Annotated in this window: 16 protein-coding genes and 1 pseudogene; 11 read left to right on the forward strand and 6 right to left on the reverse strand. The window is 71.4% G+C overall.

Going from position 1 to position 16,346, the window contains the following annotated elements; genetic code table 11:
* Nucleotides 1-25: 25 nt before the first annotated feature.
* Genes VK501_RS21815 through VK501_RS21860 form a run of 10 tightly spaced genes read left to right on the forward strand, consistent with a single transcriptional unit; the run spans nt 26 to nt 9,651 of the window.
* Nucleotides 26-1,099, forward strand: coding sequence for a hypothetical protein (locus VK501_RS21815; RefSeq protein WP_324341174.1), 1,074 nt, complete (start codon nt 26-28; stop codon nt 1,097-1,099).
* A gap of 6 nt (nt 1,100-1,105) precedes the next feature.
* Nucleotides 1,106-1,906: an ABC transporter ATP-binding protein gene (locus VK501_RS21820; RefSeq protein WP_324341176.1), complete on the forward strand. Its 801-nt coding sequence runs from the start codon at nt 1,106-1,108 to the stop codon at nt 1,904-1,906.
* Nucleotides 1,903-2,754 (forward strand): ABC transporter permease, encoded by an 852-nt coding sequence (locus VK501_RS21825; protein ID WP_324341178.1) that lies wholly within the window; start codon nt 1,903-1,905, stop codon nt 2,752-2,754. Before VK501_RS21820 ends, VK501_RS21825 begins: the two co-directional genes overlap by 4 nt.
* A gap of 31 nt (nt 2,755-2,785) precedes the next feature.
* A complete protein-coding gene (locus tag VK501_RS21830) occupies nt 2,786-3,511 on the forward strand; it encodes an ABC transporter permease (RefSeq protein ID WP_324341180.1) in 726 nt (241 codons plus the stop codon).
* A 2-nt stretch (nt 3,512-3,513) separates the two neighbouring features.
* Entirely contained in the window at nt 3,514-4,374 is an 861-nt protein-coding gene (locus VK501_RS21835) for an FAD binding domain-containing protein (RefSeq protein WP_324341182.1), read from the forward strand.
* Nucleotides 4,371-4,853, forward strand: a complete 483-nt coding sequence (locus VK501_RS21840; protein WP_324341184.1) for a (2Fe-2S)-binding protein — start codon at nt 4,371-4,373, stop codon at nt 4,851-4,853. The genes VK501_RS21835 and VK501_RS21840 overlap by 4 nt, the downstream gene beginning before the upstream one ends.
* Nucleotides 4,846-7,119 carry a xanthine dehydrogenase family protein molybdopterin-binding subunit gene (locus VK501_RS21845; protein ID WP_324341187.1) on the forward strand — a complete coding sequence of 758 codons (2,274 nt, stop codon included), beginning with the start codon at nt 4,846-4,848 and terminating at the stop codon, nt 7,117-7,119. Before VK501_RS21840 ends, VK501_RS21845 begins: the two co-directional genes overlap by 8 nt.
* A gap of 54 nt (nt 7,120-7,173) precedes the next feature.
* Nucleotides 7,174-8,394, forward strand: a complete 1,221-nt coding sequence (locus VK501_RS21850; protein ID WP_324341189.1) for an MFS transporter — start codon at nt 7,174-7,176, stop codon at nt 8,392-8,394.
* Nucleotides 8,375-8,848, forward strand: a complete 474-nt coding sequence (locus VK501_RS21855; protein ID WP_324341191.1) for a CoxG family protein — start codon at nt 8,375-8,377, stop codon at nt 8,846-8,848. The genes VK501_RS21850 and VK501_RS21855 overlap by 20 nt, the downstream gene beginning before the upstream one ends.
* Before the next feature lie 26 nt (nt 8,849-8,874).
* On the forward strand, nt 8,875-9,651 hold the full coding sequence (locus tag VK501_RS21860; protein WP_324341193.1) for a GntR family transcriptional regulator: 777 nt from the start codon (nt 8,875-8,877) through the stop codon (nt 9,649-9,651).
* A gap of 68 nt (nt 9,652-9,719) precedes the next feature.
* Here the strand turns inward: VK501_RS21860 and VK501_RS21865 are convergent, their stop codons facing one another.
* A complete protein-coding gene (locus VK501_RS21865) occupies nt 9,720-10,385 on the reverse strand; it encodes an SDR family NAD(P)-dependent oxidoreductase (RefSeq protein WP_414641197.1) in 666 nt (221 codons plus the stop codon).
* 233 nt (nt 10,386-10,618) lie between these two features.
* On the opposite strand from VK501_RS21865, the gene VK501_RS21870 reads away from it, so the two are divergent.
* Nucleotides 10,619-13,447, forward strand: a complete 2,829-nt coding sequence (locus tag VK501_RS21870) for a helix-turn-helix transcriptional regulator (protein WP_324341197.1) — start codon at nt 10,619-10,621, stop codon at nt 13,445-13,447.
* Nucleotides 13,448-13,464: 17 nt separating this feature from the next.
* Here VK501_RS21870 and VK501_RS21875 read toward each other — a convergent pair whose 3' ends face one another.
* From VK501_RS21875 to VK501_RS21890, 5 genes and pseudogenes are all read right to left on the reverse strand, one after another.
* Nucleotides 13,465-13,899, reverse strand: coding sequence for a MarR family winged helix-turn-helix transcriptional regulator (locus VK501_RS21875; RefSeq protein WP_349261050.1), 435 nt, complete (start codon nt 13,897-13,899; stop codon nt 13,465-13,467).
* A gap of 48 nt (nt 13,900-13,947) precedes the next feature.
* Nucleotides 13,948-14,130, reverse strand: a pseudogene (locus VK501_RS28830) (ferredoxin); the annotation flags it as partial.
* Nucleotides 14,131-14,142: 12 nt separating this feature from the next.
* Nucleotides 14,143-15,354, reverse strand: a complete 1,212-nt coding sequence (locus VK501_RS21880) for a cytochrome P450 (RefSeq protein WP_324341201.1) — start codon at nt 15,352-15,354, stop codon at nt 14,143-14,145.
* A 118-nt stretch (nt 15,355-15,472) separates the two neighbouring features.
* Nucleotides 15,473-16,072 carry a hypothetical protein gene (locus VK501_RS21885; protein ID WP_324341203.1) on the reverse strand — a complete coding sequence of 200 codons (600 nt, stop codon included), beginning with the start codon at nt 16,070-16,072 and terminating at the stop codon, nt 15,473-15,475.
* A gap of 137 nt (nt 16,073-16,209) precedes the next feature.
* Nucleotides 16,210-16,341, reverse strand: coding sequence for a hypothetical protein (locus tag VK501_RS21890; RefSeq protein ID WP_324341205.1), 132 nt, complete (start codon nt 16,339-16,341; stop codon nt 16,210-16,212).
* Nucleotides 16,342-16,346: the final 5 nt, after the last annotated feature.

Genomic DNA, 16,346 nt, shown 5'->3' on the forward strand with positions numbered 1-16,346 from the left:
AGACCCTTCCTTGGAGGAGGAGATCATGGACAACATCAATCGACGTAGCTTCATTCGCAAGTCCGGAGCGGCGGTGGGAGCGCTGTCATTGCCGGCGCTGCTCGCGGCCTGCGGAAGCGATGCCAGCAGCAGCCCCAGCTCGACGACGAGCACCGGCTCGCCCAAGGTCACGACGCCCAAGATCGGCCTCTCGTCGACGCCCCTGGCGTCGTACGTGACCGTGATGTCGGGCCCGGTGATCGGAGGCGCGAAGTTCGGGCTGAACGCCACCAAGAAGGACTTCACCGTCTTCGACTCGTCGACCACCGTCACCCAGTCGGCGTTGTCGGGCAAGCTCGGGATGATCGGTCAGTCGACGATGGCCCAGCTGCTGCTCATCGACAAGGGACTGCCGTTCAAGATCTTCTGCCCGTACATCCTGGTCGACGACTTCGTGATCGCGGCGCGGGGGCTGACGGACATCTCGCAGCTCAAGGACGCCACGTTCGCCACCGACTCGCCGGGCGGCGCCGGCACGACGATCGCCGACGCGATCCTCGTGGCCACCAACGCGGGCTTCCTCGTGTCCGACATCAAGAAGAAGATCGTCGTCGAGTCCTCGGGTGAGCGCCAGAGCGCGCTGGCCAACGGCGACTGCCAGGCGACGATCATCCACCTGCCGCAGGCCAACCAGATCCCGACGTCGAAGGGCAAGATCAACCTGATCGGCAAGTTGTACGGCCAGGTGCCGGACTTCTTGAAGGAGTGCTACTCCGCCAAGACCGACTGGCTCGACGGCAACCTCGACACGGCCGCGGCCGTGTGCGCGGGGCTGATCTCCAACAGCCAGGCCATGTCCAAGGACGAAGCCGCTTGGACGAGCACGGTGAAGCAGTTCGTGGATTCGCCGCCGCCGGCCGCCGACCTCAAGCAGATCTTCCCGCTGATCGGCCAGTACGGGTTCTGGCCGGTGGATCCGGACGGTGGCCTGACCGACGCCCGGGTGCAGTTCATGCTCGACCTCGGGCACAAGGAAGGCTTGTTGAAGAAGAACCTGACGGTCGACGACGTCGTGGACCGCCGCCCGTTGCAGCGGGCGGCCAAGCTGCTGGCCGGGTAGCTCGCGATGTTCCTCGAGATCGACCGCGTCACGAAGATCTTCCGGCTGCAGCGCCGGCGGGCAGTCCAGGAGCTCCGCGCCCTGAGCGAGATCTCGGTGTCGGTTCAAGAAGGCAGCTTCGTCGCCATCTGCGGCCCGAGCGGGTGCGGCAAGTCGACGTTGCTGCGGCTGATCCACGGCCTCCAGCGGCCCGACGGCGGCGAGGTGCGCGTCGCGGGCAAGCGGGTGTCGGAGCCGACGCTCGACCGGGCGATGGTCTTCCAGCACCACAACCTGATGCCGTGGCGGACGGTCGTCCGCAACGTGGAGCTGGGTCTCGAGCGGAGTGGCCTCTCGCGCAATGCGCGGGAGGCCAAGGCCCTCGAGTGGCTGGCGAAGGTCGGTCTCGAGGAGTTCGCGGGGTACTACCCCGCGCAGCTCTCGGGCGGCATGCAGCAGCGCGTGGGCCTGGCCCGGGCGCTGACGGTCGACCCGGAGATGCTGTTGATGGACGAGCCGTTCGGCGCGCTCGACGCGCAGACGCGCGTCGTGCTGCAGGGCGAGCTCGAGCGCATCTGGGAGGCCGACTCCAAGACCGTCGTGTTCATCACGCACGACATCGAGGAGGCGATCTTCCTCGCCGACCGCGTCATCGTCATGTCCGCGCGGCCGGGCCGGATCATCGCCGACATCCCGGTGGGCGCCGCCCGGCCGCGTGGCGACGCGTGGCGGGCGGCTCCCGAGTTCGCGGCGCTCAAGGGCCAGATCTGGGCGCTGCTGCAGGGGACGGCCGAGATGCGGGAGCCCACTCAGGGGGCGGCGGCTTGACCGATCTCTCCGACATGACGAACCCGGTGCCCGCCGTCACGCCCGGGCCGCCCGCCGCGGCGACCGCGCCGGAGCGCAGCCTTCTGTCGGTGGCCGCAGACAACAAGTGGGTGCAGCGGCTGGTCGTGTGGGGCGCGCTGCTGGTGGTCTACGAGATCGCGGCGGTCGCGGCCGGACCGTTCTACCTGCCGACCATCGAGAAGATCCTCGGGGGGTTCGTCGACATCGCCCAGCAGGGCCGGATCCCGACCCTCCTCAGCTCGCTCGAGCACCTCGCGGCGGGCTTCGGCCTCGCCGTCGTGGTCGGCGTCCCCGTCGGCCTCGCCATGGGGCGGTCGCCGGTCGTGGACGCCGTCGTGGGGATGTACGTGCGTGGCCTGTTCGTGACGTCGCTGGCGGCGGTGCTCCCGCTGCTCATCATGCTGTTCGACGTCGGGTTCAGGTTCCGGCTCGTCGTCGTCTTCCTGTTCTCGGTGTTCTTCATCATCGTGAACACGGCGGCGGGTGCCCGAGCGGTCCCCGAGCAGCTGATCACGACCGCCCGCTCGTTCGGGGTCTCGCCGCTGCGGCGGTTCACGACGGTCGTGCTGCCCTCGTCGCTGCCCTACGTGATCGTCGGGCTGCGCCTGGGCATCGCCAACGCGTTCACCGGCATGGTCCTGGCCGAGCTGTGGGTGTCCACCGGCACCGGTGCGGTGTTGAAGGGGCTGGGCCAGAACCGCCAGCTGCCCGAGTTCTTCGCCTTCGTGCTGCTGATCACCGCGCTCGCCGCGCTGGCGACGTTCGGCCTCCGCGTGGCGGAGCGCCGGCTGATGCCCTGGGCCGAGGAGGTTCGCAATGTGGACTAGGTCGCGGCTGATGGGAATCGGTCTTCGCATCGTGTCGATCGCTGTGGTGCTCGCCGCCTGGCAGTGGTACGGCGACGACCCCAACAACTTCGCCACGCCACCGCCGTCCAAGGTGTTCCCGGCGCTCTGGGACGGGCTCACGTCCGGCAACACGCTGTCCGCGACGGGGACGACGCTGCTGGCCGTGGCCGTGGGCGTCGTGATCTCGGTCGTCTTCGGGGTCGCCATCGGCTTCGCCGTCGCCCTGTTCCCGTGGGCCAAGAACACGCTCGACCCGCTGATCGACGCCGCCTACGCGATGCCGGTCACGATGCTGATCCCGGTGATCGGCGTGTACACGGGCCTCGGCTTCCGCGGCCGCGTGTTCATCGTCATCAGCTACGTCCTGCTCGTCATCGTGATCTCGACGTCGACCGGCGTCCGGGACGTCCCGAGGGACCTGCTGGAGACCGGCAAGTCGTTCGGCCTGAAGGGCTGGGCGCTCTGGCGCGCCGTCATCCTGCCGTCGGCCAGCTCGCACATCGCCTCGGGTGTGGCCTCCGGCGTCGCGCGCGGCATGCGCGGCGCGGTCACCGCGGAGCTGCTGCTCATCGCCGCGGGGCTCGGGGGCGAGATCCTCAGATACCAGGCGCTGCTGGACACGCCGAACATGCTGGCGACGATCCTCTGGACCCTGATCCTGGGCTACATCCTCTACGCGGGCGCCCTGGCACTGGAACGGCGTGCGCTGCGCTGGCGAGCGGCGGAGCAGGGCTGACGATGATCGGCAGCGATTTCGTCCTGCACCGCCCGGACGCCCTGGAGGACGCCGTGCGCCTCCGGGCGGAGCTGGGGGAGGACGCCGTCCTCTATGCCGGCGGCACCGAGCTGCTGCTCGTGCTCAAGCTCGGCGTCATCGACGTCGAGCACCTCATCGACCTCAAGCGCTGCGGCCTCGGCGGGATCGAGCGTACGGCCGACGCCGTGCGGATCGGCTCCACCACCACGCACCGCGAGATCGAGCGCGACCCTGTGGTCGCCGCCCACGTGCCGGCGCTCTCGGCGCTCGCTCGCAACGTGGCCAACGTCCGCGTGCGCTCGGCCGGCACGCTTGGCGGCAACCTGGCGTTCGCCGAGCCGCACGCGGACCCTCCGGCGCTGCTGGCCGCCCTCGACGCCCGCGTCGAGCTGGCGGGACCGGCAGGCCGGCGGTCGCTGACGATCGAGGAGTTCCTCCTCGACGCCTTCGAGACCGCGCTGGAGCCCGACGAGATCATGACGGCGGTCACGATCCCGCTCGCCGAGGACGGCGTGCGGGCGACGTACCGCAAGATCGCCATCCTCGAGCGTCCCACCGTGGGCGTCGCCGTCGCCGGGCGGCTCGAGGGAGGCCGCTTCGCCGCGGCACCGGCCGTGGTCGTCGGCGCGGTCGACGAGCGGCCCATCCGCGTGGAGGCCGGGATGCTGGCGGGCGCCTCCCCCGACGACGAGGACGCGGTCGCCGCCCTCGCGGCCGCCGCGCGCGACGCCGTCGACCCCGTCGACGACCTCTCCGGCTCTGCGGACTACAAACGCCACCTCACCGAGGTCTTGACGCGACGGACCGTGCGGGAGCTCGCACGGTCGGAAGGAGCAGCGTGAGCACCGAGACGTCCACCACGATCACCACGCGCATCAACGGGCGCGAGCAGTCGTTGCGGGTCGACAACGCCGACCTCCTGCTCGACGTCCTGCGCGACATGGGGCTGCGCGGCGCCAAGGCGAGCTGCGAGATGGAGGTGTGCGGCGCGTGCACCGTCCAGCTGGACGGCCTGCCCGTGAGCGCGTGCACGACGCTCGCGGTCGAGCTCGACGGCCGCAGCGTCGAGACGATCGAGCACCTCGACGCCGGCGGCGAGATGCATCCGGTGCAGGAGGCCTTCCTCCGCCACTCGGCGCTGCAGTGCGGGTTCTGCACGCCCGGCATGGTGATGAGCGTCAAGGCGCTGCTCGAGGTCGATCCCGACCCCTCGCGCGAGGACGTCGTCCACTGGCTCGAGGGGTCGATCTGCCGGTGCACCGGCTACGCCACGATCATCGACGCGGCGCTCGACGCCGCGGAGGCGATGCGCGGTGTCTGAGCCCCTGAAGGTCGTCAACCACTCGGTGCCCCGCGTCGACGGGCCCGCCAAGGTCACCGGGCGGGCGCGCTTCACGGTCGACCTCTCGGTGCCCGGGATGGCGCACGGCGTGGCGGTGCGCTCAGACCACGCGCACGCGCGCATCGTGGCGATCGACGCCGAGGAGGCCCAGGAGATGCCGGGCGTGCTGGCGGTCGTGACGGCGGCGTCGGCGGCGCCGATCGACGTCCGCTTCGGCCACGTCGCGCGCGATCATCCGGCGCTGGCCGACGGCCGGGTCCTGTACCTGGGCGAGCCGGTCGCGCTCGTCGTGGCCCAGACGCGGCGCCAGGCCTTCAAGGCCGCCCGCGCGGTCCGCGTGTCCTACGAGGCGCTGCCGGCCGTCATGGACGCGCAGGAGGCACTGGCGTCCGATGCGCCGTTGCTGCATCCCGACCGCGTGGCGCCGCTCGGTGACGCCGGCCTGGACGCCGGGGCGGACTCGCTCAGCGGCAACCTGTGCGCCGAGTCCGCGGTCGGCTGGGGCGACGTCGACGGCGCCATGGCCGAGGCGGCGCTCGTGCTCGAGGACGAGTTCCGCTATCCGATGTTGTACGGGTACGCGATGGAGCCCTACAACGCGATCGCCTCCTTCGAGGAGGGGTCGCTCGTCGTGCACTCCACCGCTCAGCATCCGTACATGGTGCGCGACGACCTCGCCCGGATGTTCGACCTGCCGCTGGCACGCGTGCGGGTGATCGTGCCCTACGTCGGCGGCGGGTACGGCACCAAGTCCTACACCAAGGTCGAGCCTCTGGCCGCGCTGGGCGCCTGGGTCACCGGCGTGCCGGTGCGCGTCGCCCTCAACGTCGAGGAGGCGATGCTCACCACGCGGTCCGACGGTGTGCTCGTACGGATGCGCTCCGCGTTCGCCGCCGACGGCCGGGTGCTCGCCCGCGACGTCGAGGTGGTCATGGACTCCGGGGCCTACACCGACAACAGCCCGGTGGTCTGCGCCAAGCTGGCCAACCGCTGCTTCGGCCCCTACCGGCTCGACGCCGTGCGCGTGCGCGTGCGGTCCGTGTTCACCAACACCGTGCCGGCCAGCTCGCTGCGGGGCTTCGGCGCTCCGCAGGGCGCGTTCGCCGGCGAGCTGCAGATGGACGAGGCGGCCGACCGGCTCGGCCTCGACCCGGTGCAGCTGCGCCTGCGCAGCCTCGCGCGCCCCGGCGAGGAGATCCTGCCCGGCAAGCGCGGCATCGACGCCGACCTGCCGCAGGACCTGGAGATGCTCGCCGCGTCCCTGGGCTGGGGCGAGGCGCCGCAGCGCGGACGCGGCATCGGGTTCGGCATCACCGCGTCGGACGCGGGCGCCCACCCGACCTCGGTGGCGATGGTGCGCCTCCACGCAGACGGCTCCGCCTCGGCCGCGGTCGGTGCGACGGAGCTCGGTCAGGGCAGCCGCACCGTGCTCGCGCAGATCGTCGCCGAGTTCCTCGGCCTCCCGTTCGACCGCGTGGCGATCGTGGCGTCCGACACCGGCGCCACGCCCTACGAGCGGACGACGGGCGCCAGCCGCACGACCGCGCTGGTCGGGCGCTCCCTGCAGGACGCGTGCGAGGACGCCCGGCGGCGTGCGCGCCAGATGGCCGCGGAGCTCGCCGCGGTCGACGCGTCGGCCGTGGCCGACGTGCCCGGCGGCGTCACGGTCGACGGTGAGCCCTGGGACTTCGCCCGCGTGATCAAGGGCTGGTTCGGCGCCGGGGGCGAGATCGTCGGCCTGGGCGAGGTCCGCCGCGCCGGCGAGTTCCAGGCGATGCCGCCGTTCTGGGAGGTGGGCTGCAGCGGCGTGGTGCTCGACGTCGACGAGGAGACCGGGATCGTCGCGCTGCGCCAGCTCACGACCGTGGGCGACGTCGGGATCGCGATCAACCCTGCCCTGGTGCACGGGCAGGATCTCGGCGCCGCGACGATGGGGCTGGGCGCCGCCCTGAGCGAGGGCCTGGTGTACGAGGGCGAGGCGCTGTCGAACCCCAACGTCGTCGACTACCGCGTGCCGCGCACCACGGACGTGCCCGAGCGCATCGAGCTGCTGCTCGCCGAGCGCCGTGACGGCATCGGGCCGTTCGGCGCCAAGGGCTCGGGGGAGGGCGCGGGCAACCCGATCGGCAGCGCGGTCGCCGCGGCGGTCGCCCGGGCGGTCGGCGTCTTCCCACGCGAGCTCCCGTTGACCCCCGAGCGTGTGTGGCGGTTGGTCAACGAGGCCGCCTCCCGTGCGGCGCGCTGATGGCGCGCTGCTGAGGCGGCGCAGCACGCACCGCGGCATGGCGGCCGCCGGCTCGTGAAGGCGCGCCTGCGCATCGCGACGCTGGTCGCCGTGGGCACGATCTACGGCGTGCAGGGCATCGCGCCGGCGATCCCGGGCATCCAGGACCATCTGGGCCTGGGCGACAGCGCGCCGGGGCTCCTGACGGCGGCGTACATGCTCCCCGCCGTCCTCTTCGCACTGCCGTTCGGGTACCTCGCCGACGTGGTGGGTCGGCGCTGGGTCTTCGTCGTCAACGTCGTGATCTGGAGCATCGCCGGCGCGGCGCAGGCCTACGCCCAGTCGTTCGTCCTCCTGCTGATCCTGCGCTGCGTGCAGGGCATCGGGTTCGCCGCGCTGATGCCGCTGAGCGTGACCATCATCGGCGACGCGCTGCACGGTGTCGCGCAGATGCGCGCCCAGGCCTCCCGGCAGGTGATGATGACCGCCGGCGAGTTCGGGCTGCCGCTGGTCGGCGCGGCGCTGGCCGGCCTGTCGTGGAACGCCCCGCTGCTCGCGCAGGCGGCGCTGCTCCCGCTCGCGGTGGTCGGGGTCTTCGTGCTCGACGACCACCGCCACGTCGAGACGGGCCTGCGGGGCTACGGCGCCGCGCTGCGCGACGCGGTGTCGCTGGTGGGCATGCCCGCCCTGCTGACCGCCGGCTTCCTGCGGTTCTGGTGCAAGTTCGCGACCGTCAGCTACGTGCCGTACCTGCTGGTCCGCCACCATGGCGCCAGTCCGGTGCAGGCGGCGCTGGTCATCGGCGCCAGCTCGCTCGTCGCGGCGGTCGTCGCCACGCAGGTGGTCGGGCTGCTGCGCCGCTTCCGCGCATCGACGCTGCTGTCGGGCTCGGTCGTCGTCGTCGGCGTGACGATGATCGGCATGGCGCTGGCGCCGGGCTGGCAGCTCGCGCTGGCGATCGCCGTGGCCTTCGGCGCCGGCGACGGCGTGCTGATGGTCGCCCAGAACGCGGTCGTGACCGAGATCGCGCCGCCGGCGGTCCGCGCCGGGTTGATCGCCGCCAACGGCATGGTGCGCAACGCCGGCAAGCTGCTCGGACCCCTGGCGGTCGGCGCGCTGATCGTCTTCATCTCGCCCGCGCTCGCCGTCGCGTTCGTCGGCGTCGCCGCGCTCGCCACGCTGCCGCTCCTGCGACCGCTGGCGAGCCTGGACTCGTCGATGGCAGACATCGTCGTCGTGGGTTCCGGGGTACTGCCCACAAACGAAAGGAACGCTGATGCGTCAAGAGTTCGCTGAGGTCGTCGTCGTCGGAGCGCCCGTCGAGGAGGCGTGGCGGGTCGTCTCCGACATCACCACGGTGCTGAGCTGGATCTCGATCGTCGAGGACGTCGCGGTCCAGGAGCCGGGCGCGCGCTACTCCGCGGTGCTGAAGGACCGCCTGGGCCCGTTCAAGCTGCGCGCGGACCTCGGGATCTCCGTCTCCGCCGACGAGGCTGCGCGCCGGATCGAGGCCCGCGCGGACGGTGAGGACCGCCAGATCGGCTCGCGGCTGGCCGTCGACGTCCGCCTGGTGGTGCGCGAGGAGGAGGGCGGAGCGGTCATCGACGTGAGCGGCGCCTACGAGGTGACCGGGCGCCCGGCGTCGCTCGGCGCGGCCTCGATCCGCAAGAAGGCTCAGCGCATCCTTTCGGAGTTCTTCACGTCGGTCGGTTCGGGCCTGGACTCGCCCGCTGAATGGGCTCATCGTTAGAGCGGAATCGGATACAATCCAAGCCAATGGTCCAAGTCGATTCCGAGTCCGGTCGGCCCAGCAGCGATCTCTTCGGCGGGATCATCGATCGCCATGAGCGGCGCTTCCGCACCGTCGGCGACATGGTGTACCACGTGCTCCGGGAGGGGATCGTCCAGGGAGTCTTCCCGACGGGGGAGTACCTCCGTCAGGATTACCTGGCCGAGGCGATCGGCGTGTCCCGGATCCCGGTGCGCTCTGCGCTGATGCAGCTCGAGGTGGAAGGTCTGATCACCTTCCACCCGTACCGCGGCGCGATGGTCAACCAGATCACCGGCGACGAGATGGCCGAGATCTACGAGATGCGCGCGCTGCTGGAGGCCACGGCGATCCGCAAGGCCTTCGCGGCCATGACGCCGGAGCGGCTCGCCGAGCTCGAGCAGGCCGCGCGCAAGCTCAACGACGTCGAGGACGCTGCCGAGTTCCTGCGGGGACGCAACGACTTCTTCGCGTCCCTCTACGACGCCGAGCACCATCCGCGGCTCGTCGCGGTCATCGAGAAGCTGCGCGAGGACGCGGGCCGCTACTGGCTGCAGCGCCACCCCCGCGACGGCTACGTGCGCCCTCCCGGTCAGCGCGACCACCAGGAGGTCCTGCGGTTCCTGCGCGCGGGCGACGTCGAAGGCGCCGTCAGCTGGCTGGAGTCGCATCTCGCGCAGGTCGCCAGCGAGCTGGTGACGATCATGCAGGAGGAGGCGTCGGCCAGCTCGGCCGAGAAGGCCCAGAAGGCTCAGAAGGCCGAGAAGGCCCAGAAGGCTCAGTAGGCCGAGAAGGCCTAGCGGTCGGTTCGTTCGCCGGGAGGGTTGGTGGCGTACTCGATGAATGGTCCGGGCTAGATCGCTCTGCGGCCGCCGTCGGCAGCGACGGTGGTGCCGGTGATGTAGCTCGCTCGTGGGGAGGCGAGGAAGGCGACGACCTCGGCGATCTCCTCGGGTTGTGACGCGCGGTGCATCGGGGTGGTCTCTCCGAGCGCCGTGATGAACTCCGGGCCTGAAGGCGACGGGGTGTAGACGGGACCTGGGGCGATCGCGTTGACGCGCACCCCGCTGGCGCTGTACTCCGCGGCCCATGCGCGCGTCATCGCCTCGAGCGACGCCTTCGTCGCGCCGTAGGCCGCGCCGCCCACGAGCCCGACGCCGCCGGACATGCTGCTGACGCTGACGATGCTGCCGTGGCCACGGGCGGCCATTGCGGGAGCGATCGCGGCGACGAGGAAGAACGGCGCTCTGACGTTGCTGGCGAACATCTTGTCGAACGCCGCGACGTCGAACTCGGCGGTCGGGCCGAAGAGCGCGATCCCGGCGTTGTTGATCAGGATGTCGACGTCAGCGACCTCGTTCGCCAGCCACTGCACGTCGGCGACGTCGCCGAGGTCGGCAGCCACGAAGCTGGCCTCGCCGCCGGCGGCACTGATCTCCTCGACCGTCTGGGCGCCGCGGGCGGCGTCGCGGCCGTGAACAAGGACCTCGGCCCCGTCCCGGGCCAGCTGCAGCGCCACCGCGCGACCGATACCCGACGTCGCGCCGGTCACCAGCGCCCGTTGCCCCGTGAGACCGTTTTGGCTTGTCGTTGACATTGCTGCTCCTTGCCGTGGCCAGCGGACATTTCGCATGTCCGTCATTTCCGTGAAGGGTGGGCCGAGTCACTGGCCGGCGCATCGCACGCACGAGTGATGTCTTGCCGGGCGCCCGGGGGAGGCTGAGTCTGGTGGCGACTACGATGGAACGCGCTGTGGCGGTGCCGCCGGCGTTGAGTCCGAGGATCCGCGGCCGGGACGCGGAACTGGCCCTGTTGGGCGAGTCGCTCGATCGTGTGCGCTCGGGTTCGGGTGCGGTTCTGCTCGTCGAGGGAGCGGCGGGTATGGGGAAGAGCCGCCTGATCGGCGAGGGCGTGAGGATGGCGCGCCGCCTGTCCTTCCCGGTTGGCATCGGCGCGGCCGAGCCTTCGGAATCCGTGGCCGAGCTTGCGCCACTGCTCAGGGCGCTCTTCGACGGCCCACAACCGTTGCTGGACCGCGCCGGGCTGAGCCGCCTCCACGCAGCACCCGAGCAGCGCTACTGGCGGCTCCAGGATCTGGAGACTCTGCTGGAGCGCGCCGCGATGGATGGCCCGCTACTCATCTTCCTGGACGACCTGCAGTGGTCCGACAGCGGCACCGTCGCCGCGTTGCGCGCGCTGCCCCCGCGCCTGGGCTCACTTCCGATCGGATGGGTCCTGGCGACACGCCCGGATCAGGGCCCGGGCCAGCTTCGGAGCGCCGTCGAACATCTCGCCGACGAGGGTGCGCAAAGGCTCGTGCTCGAGCCGCTCAGCCAAGCTGCCGTGGCGCAGGTCGCGAGCGACGTGATGCAGGCGGAGCCCGATGAGACGCTCCTCCTCATGGCCCGCGAGGCCGGCGGCAACCCATTCCTCCTGGTCGAGTTGCTCGAGGGCCTGCGGCAGGAAGGGCTTGTCCGAGTCGACTCAGGACGTGCGACCCTGACCGCCCACAGGCTCCCCGACCGGGTCCGCGCGAGCATGCGTGAGCGCCTGGCCCGGATGTCGGATTCAGCGCGTCAGGTCGCCACGGTGGCCGGATCGCTGGGGCGGACGTTCTCCTTCTCCGAGCTGGCGACGATGCTCGGTGTTCCCCCGGCCTCGCTGCTGACGTCGGTCGAGCAGCTGATCGAGTCCGGGATCATGCGCGAGCGCGGAGAGCAGCTCTCGTTCCAGCACGATCTCATCCGTGAAGCGGTGCGCGATTCGTCTGCGCCCTCCGCCCGCCGGGCGATCGATCGACACGCCGCAGATGTGATGCTCGCTGCCGGGGCGCTGCCCGTCGACGTCGCGATGCAGCTGGGCAGCAGCGCCGCGCCCGGGGACGACGTCGCGATCGCGACGCTGCTCAAGGCCGCACAGGCGTTGGCGACGACCGATCCGGGAGCCAGCGCAGATCTCAGCCGGCGCGCTCTGGAGTTAGCCCCCAACAGGCATTCGCTGCGCGGTCCGCTCGTTGTCCAGGCCGCGATGTCCCTCCACGCGGCGGGACGGATCGATGAGGCCAGGAGCTTTGCCGACAACGCGCTCCGGGACGTTCTTCCGGTCGCGGAAGAGGCGGGGGTGCGCCTCGGGATCGCCGGCATGTGGCTGGTCTCCCCGGATGTGAGAGTGCACGCCGGCCGCGAGGCGTTGAGGCTGCCGCTGCTGTCCGCGGACCTGCGCGTCGCGCACATGGCGAAGTTGGCCTACAACCTCCTGGCTGGGGGACGGACCGACGAGGCGCGGGCCGCGTTGTCGGAGGCCGTGGCTGCCGGCGGGCGCCTGGACCCGGTTGCCCGGTTCCCGCTCGCGCTGAGCGAAGGGGGGCTCGACTACGTCAGCGGACGCCTCACGCGCGCACTCGAGCGGTTCGAGACGATTCTTCGCGACGGCATCGCGGATGCACATGGACTCGACGAGCTCCTGACCCGGTTGTGGCGCGCGAACGCCCTCGTCGCCCTGGATCGGGCAGACGACGCCCTCGACGCCGCCGACGGCATCATCGCCGACGCGCTGGAGCGAGGGTTCGCCTACTTCCTCCACGTCGCCGAGATCACGCGTGGGCAGCTGCTCCTGCAGATGGGCCGGCTCGACGACGCCGCCCTCATGCTGGACGGTCGGTTCGAACCGCACCAAGCCCCGGTCGCGACCCCGATGGACGCCGCCGGGGTCGTGGCGTTCGGGCGGCTGGCGCTCCACACCGGCGACGGCCGGCACGTTCGCCAGACGAACGAGATCGCTCAGACGATGCTGAACGAGAGCACTCCGGGCGTCCGCCGTCACGCCGCGTGGCTGTTGAGCCTCCAAGCCACGGCCGACGGCGACCCTCGACGCGCCCACCAGTGGTTGGTTGCGATGGGTGAGCAGGAGCGCAAGCACCTGCTCTCGAGGCTGTGGCCGGACGTAGCCGACGAGGCGCAGATGGTACGGATGGCCGTCGCCGTCGGGGATCGCGAGCTCGCCGAGAGCGGGGCCGCCGACGCGAGCCGGCGCGCGGAGCTTTCCCCCGACGTCCCCTCCCTCGCTGCGACCGCGGCGCACGCCGGCGGGCTGCTCAACCTCGACGTGGAGGAGCTGTCGCACGCCGTGAGCCTGTTCCAGCGCAGCCCGCGGTCGATGGCGCTGGCCTCGGCATGGGAGGACCTCGGCCTCGCCCACCAGCGGAAGGGGACCGCAGACGATGGGATCGACGCGCTCACCGAGGCGCTCGTCCTCTTTGCGCGGGCCGGGGCGACGCGCGATGCGGCGAGGCTCCGCGGCCGCCTGCGAGCGCTCGGGATTCGGCGCCGGGTGGCGACAGCTGAGAAGCCGTCTACGGGATGGGCGGCGATGACAACGTCAGAGCTGGCCGTCGCTGAACTCGTAACCAGCGGCCTCACCAATCGCGAGGTCGCCGACCGGCTCTTCGTCTCGCCGCACACTGTGAACACGCATCTGCGCCGCGTGTTCGCAAAGCTCGCGGTCAACTCCCGGGTTGACCTCACGAGGCTAGCCACAGAGCGCAACACCGAGCGCGCCCCCGACATCGCTCGGGGCAGCTGACTTCTCAGAAGACGCGCTCACTTGCTCGTCCCGCGCTGAAGGACGGTGACGAGGTGCGCCAGCGTCTCGGTCGCGGCGGCGAGCGCCTCGACCTGTTCGTCGGGCATCTCGGCCAGGTAGGCGCTGAGCGCCGCGCGTGCCTGCGCGCGGTAGTCCTCGAGCGCGACGCTCCCGGCCGGGGTCAGCGTCACCAGGACCACGCGCCCGTCGCCGGCATGGCGCTCGCGGCTGACCAGACCCTGCTGCTCGAGGCGCTGGACCAGCAGCGTCATCGTGGGCTGCTTGAGCCGCTCGAGCTCCGCCAGCTCGGTGACCCGCCGCGGGCCGCCGCTGAGGGTGTTCAGCAGACCCACTTCCGTGCGCGACAGCTCGCCGCCGAGCTGGCCGGCGAGCAGCCGCGTGAGCAAGGACACGCGCGTCAGCAGCTGGCTCGAGACGTGGGCGATCCGCACCGAGCGCTCTGATCGACCACTACGTGTCGAGGCACGAGCGCTTGTCCTGATGCTGATGGCCTGCGCCGGGCAGAGCGTCGCGGCGCGGCGGACGGCGTCGTTCAGCTCGGGCGGCGGGCTGGCGTCCAGCAGCAGGACGGTCCCGTCCTCGTCCTGGTCGAACACGGCGCCGGCAGCGCGCACGCACTGGCCCGAGGCCACGCACTTGGTCTGGTCGACGATCACGCGCATGAGGTTCTCCCCTCAGAAGGTGACGGGGAGCTCGTACACCCCGTAGACGTTGGAGTCGTGCTTCAACGGGATCCGGTCGAGCGGTGCGGCCAGGCGCAGGCCGGGGATGCGCCGGTAGAGCGTCCCGTAGACGACCTGGAGCTCCACGCGCGCCAGCGGCTGGCCCAGGCACGCGTGCACGCCGAAGCCGAAGGCGAGGTGACCGTGCGCGTCGCGGTGGACGTCGAGCCGGTCGGCGCCGGGGAACGCGTCCGGGTCGCGGTTGGCCGCGTCGCCGGCCAGGACGATCCCGTCGCCGGCGTGGATCGTCTGGCCGTCGATCTCGATGTCCTGCAGGGCGACGCGGCGGCGTCCCGAGTGCGTGATCGTGAGGTAGCGCAGCAGCTCCTCGACCGCGCCGGCGATCAGCGCGGGGTCGTCGGTGTCGCGCAGGGCAGCGAGCTGGTCGGGGTGCTCGAGGAGCGCGAGCGTGCCGAGCGCGATCATGTTGGCGGTCGTCTCATGGCCGGCGACCACCAGCAACATGGCCATCAGCGCCGCGTCGTGCCGCGACAACTCGCCGGTGGCGACGTGCTCGGCGGCCAGCTTGGACAGGAGGTCGTCGGCGGGCTCGGCGAGCTTGTCGGCGATGATCCCGTCGAGGTACTCGGTCAGCTCGTCCTGGGCCGCGATCGCGCGCTCGACCGTCTGGTCGCGACTGACGAGGACCCGGGCGCGGCGCTGGAAGAAGTCGTGATCGGCGTAGGGGACGCCGAGCAGGTGGCAGATGACCAGCGACGGCACCGGCAGCGCGAACGCCGCGACCAGGTCGACCGGCCGCGGGCCGGCCAGCAGCGCGTCGATGCGCTCGTCCACGATCCGCTGGATCGCCGGGCGCAGCGCGTCGACCCGCCGGATCGTGAACGTCCCCGTCACCATCCGCCGGAGCCGGGCGTGGTCGGGATCGTCCATGTTGATGAAGCTGGACCCCCGCGTCCGGCGGGCCTGTGCGGCCGCGCTGGCGTGCGGATACCCCGCACGCCGGGCGTCGGCGCTGACCCGCGGATCGGCGAGGAGCGCGCGCACATCCGCATGCCGCGTGATCAGCCACGGGGTGCTGCCGTCCCAGAGCCGGATCCGCGAGGCCGGGGCGAGCGCGCGCAGTGCCGGCGGCGGGTCGAACGGGCATCCGGACGCCCTCTCCATCGGGTACTCCGGAACCGCTGCTGCTGGGGTGGTGGCCATGGTTCGTCTCCTGTCTGTCTTGCATCACGAACCTATATACGTGGCCAATGGAAATCGGCTGGACGACGGGACAGCTGATGCGCGACGTTGGCCGCGTCCAGTCGCCTGATGACGAGCGTCAGGCCAGCGTCCGCACCACTCGCACCGAGGTGCGCCCGGTCGCCTGCACGAGCAGGATCGATGGCTCCTCGGAGAGCACCCGGACCTTGCAGACGAAGTCGGCGAAGAGCATGGCGTTCTCGGTGTCGCGGTAGGACCCGACGCCATAGCAGAGGACGCCGAAGAGCTGCTTGCCGCGGGCCCAGGCCGATTGCCCCACCAGGGTGGTGAGATCGATGCTGCGCAGACGCGGGCGTCCGGCCGGGATCGCGCCGATGGGCACGTCACCCGACAGCTGCCCGCTCTCCACCTTTGCCACGCGCACCGACTCGGGGCCCGTGGTGTTGACGAGCACGACGCCGCGGGACTCGCCGCCGTTGCTGCTCTTGACCGTGCAGCGATAGGACGCGTAGAGCTTGCGCTTGATGATGTCACGCCGGGATGGGCCAACGCCCGTGCACGCTCCCTCCACGGCGTTCCTCTTCGCCCACGGCGAGACGTTGAGGCTGACGTCCGCGACGCCGCGGGCGATGTAGTGGCGCTGGGCGGCGGAGGCCGCAGCAGGCGTGCCGACGGCCGCAAGCGCGACCGTGAGCCCCGCGGCGTTTGAGAGCTTCATGGTCGGCACCGTAGTCCCATCGGGAACGTCGAGCGGCTCGACTCGGTGCGCTGGAGCGGGACCAACGGGGCGTTGGGCGCGAACCTGGTGTCCAACGGAGGCGTTGGCGGATGCGGCCCGCCGGGCGATCCTCCGGATCAGTGGGGCGCGGCCGCGTCGGTGGGCGCGCCCTCACCGGTCGGCGACGGGTCGGCGGGAACCTGGACGCCGCGGGGGCGTCGCTCGGTCGAGATCGCCTCGACGCGCCCCGACATCTGCACCAGCGACACGGGCC

The organism is Baekduia sp. (assembly GCF_035318805.1).
GTDB lineage: Bacteria > Actinomycetota > Thermoleophilia > Solirubrobacterales > Solirubrobacteraceae > Baekduia.

What these genes read in the sequence shown, in the direction of transcription:
- VK501_RS21885 (WP_324341203.1), bottom strand. Translation starts at nt 16,072, where the DNA reads ATGAAGCTCTCAAACGCCGCGGGGCTCACGGTCGCGCTTGCGGCCGTC.
- VK501_RS21880 (WP_324341201.1), bottom strand. Translation starts at nt 15,354, where the DNA reads ATGGCCACCACCCCAGCAGCAGCGGTTCCGGAGTACCCGATGGAGAGG.
- VK501_RS21860 (WP_324341193.1), top strand. Translation starts at nt 8,875, where the DNA reads ATGGTCCAAGTCGATTCCGAGTCCGGTCGGCCCAGCAGCGATCTCTTC.
- VK501_RS21820 (WP_324341176.1), top strand. Translation starts at nt 1,106, where the DNA reads ATGTTCCTCGAGATCGACCGCGTCACGAAGATCTTCCGGCTGCAGCGC.
- VK501_RS21835 (WP_324341182.1), top strand. Translation starts at nt 3,514, where the DNA reads ATGATCGGCAGCGATTTCGTCCTGCACCGCCCGGACGCCCTGGAGGAC.
- VK501_RS21855 (WP_324341191.1), top strand. Translation starts at nt 8,375, where the DNA reads ATGCGTCAAGAGTTCGCTGAGGTCGTCGTCGTCGGAGCGCCCGTCGAG.
- VK501_RS21815 (WP_324341174.1), top strand. Translation starts at nt 26, where the DNA reads ATGGACAACATCAATCGACGTAGCTTCATTCGCAAGTCCGGAGCGGCG.